The sequence below is a fragment of the Candidatus Obscuribacterales bacterium genome, from assembly GCA_036703605.1.
Classification (GTDB): domain Bacteria; phylum Cyanobacteriota; class Cyanobacteriia; order RECH01; family RECH01; genus RECH01.
The window spans coordinates 1-1,007 of the sequence record DATNRH010000704.1 but is presented as its reverse complement, the minus strand read 5'-3'; the positions used below and the strand labels follow the sequence as shown (position 1 = coordinate 1,007).

The window sequence follows — 1,007 nt, the reverse complement described above, 5'->3', positions numbered from 1 at the left end:
CCTGGTCCGGGCGGCGGTATAAGGGTTGAGCCGGTTTTAGGGTGGCGGATATTCCCCCTATGATCAGGATCAATGTAGCAAAAAAACCAACCGCGGATGATCCGTAAAACGAATATCTCAGCTTATTCCTGGTAGCAGGTTGATCTTGAGGGCTGAAAGAGGGAGATAGGCTGGTAAGGGCTAGGACGATCAGAGCAATCCATAATCCATCGATCAGGCGGCGCTGCATGTTAAAAGGAGCGTAGGCAAGGATCGGGAGTGCTAAAACCCAGCTCACCAGTAGTATGCCTCTCCAAGGCCTGCGGCGAACTATCTGCACACCACCCAACAAGGCAAACGGGATCAGCAGCCCATATGCAAAAAGGAAGAAAATGGGATGGGGTGATGGAAGCGGGCTTTGAAAATTCCACGACCTCATCACCACATCATATTGGAACGATGAAATGTAGTAGATGACTAATGGGAGAGCGAATAACCCCACCCAAACCGTTACCCGCAGTGCACGCCAAACGCGCTTCCAATCCGTCGATCGTCCACTTTGGGCGCGCATTCCCTGCCAGATGAACAAAACCAGAAGATAAAAGCCCGCCACCGCGCCAGTTACCATTCCGGTCAGTGATTGGGCGAGCAATGCCAGCAGCCAGATGATTCCAGTCAGGGCGCCCTTCATCCATGGAAAGGTTTCACTTGCCTCCTGAGAGGCGAGTTCAAGATAGTATTTTAATCCCCAGAGCAGAAGCGCTCGCGCAAGAGCAACATGTGGAAGGCCGTACAAGGCAAGAAAACCAAAGGTCTCCGGGGAGTAAAAGGTAAGCGGCATACTCAACCCAGGCACATCACTTAGGGGCAGGCGGGCTAACCATGCCTGCCAGCCAAAAAGGATGATCAGCCAACCCGCGCCGCCCCCCAGCGACGCGAGGGCTAATCCCCACCGCCGCAGGGAGATATTCGGGATGAAAAATGCGATAAACTGGTAGGTCGCCAGACACACCATGAAAATACTGAAT

The 1,007-nt window shown here is 53.1% G+C and carries 1 protein-coding gene; it reads right to left on the bottom strand.

From position 1 onward, the window contains the following. The coding region (locus tag V6D20_14840) for a hypothetical protein (protein HEY9817057.1) at positions 1-820 on the bottom strand (820 nt) is incomplete at its 3' end. Between the last annotated feature and the right edge of the window lie 187 nt (positions 821-1,007).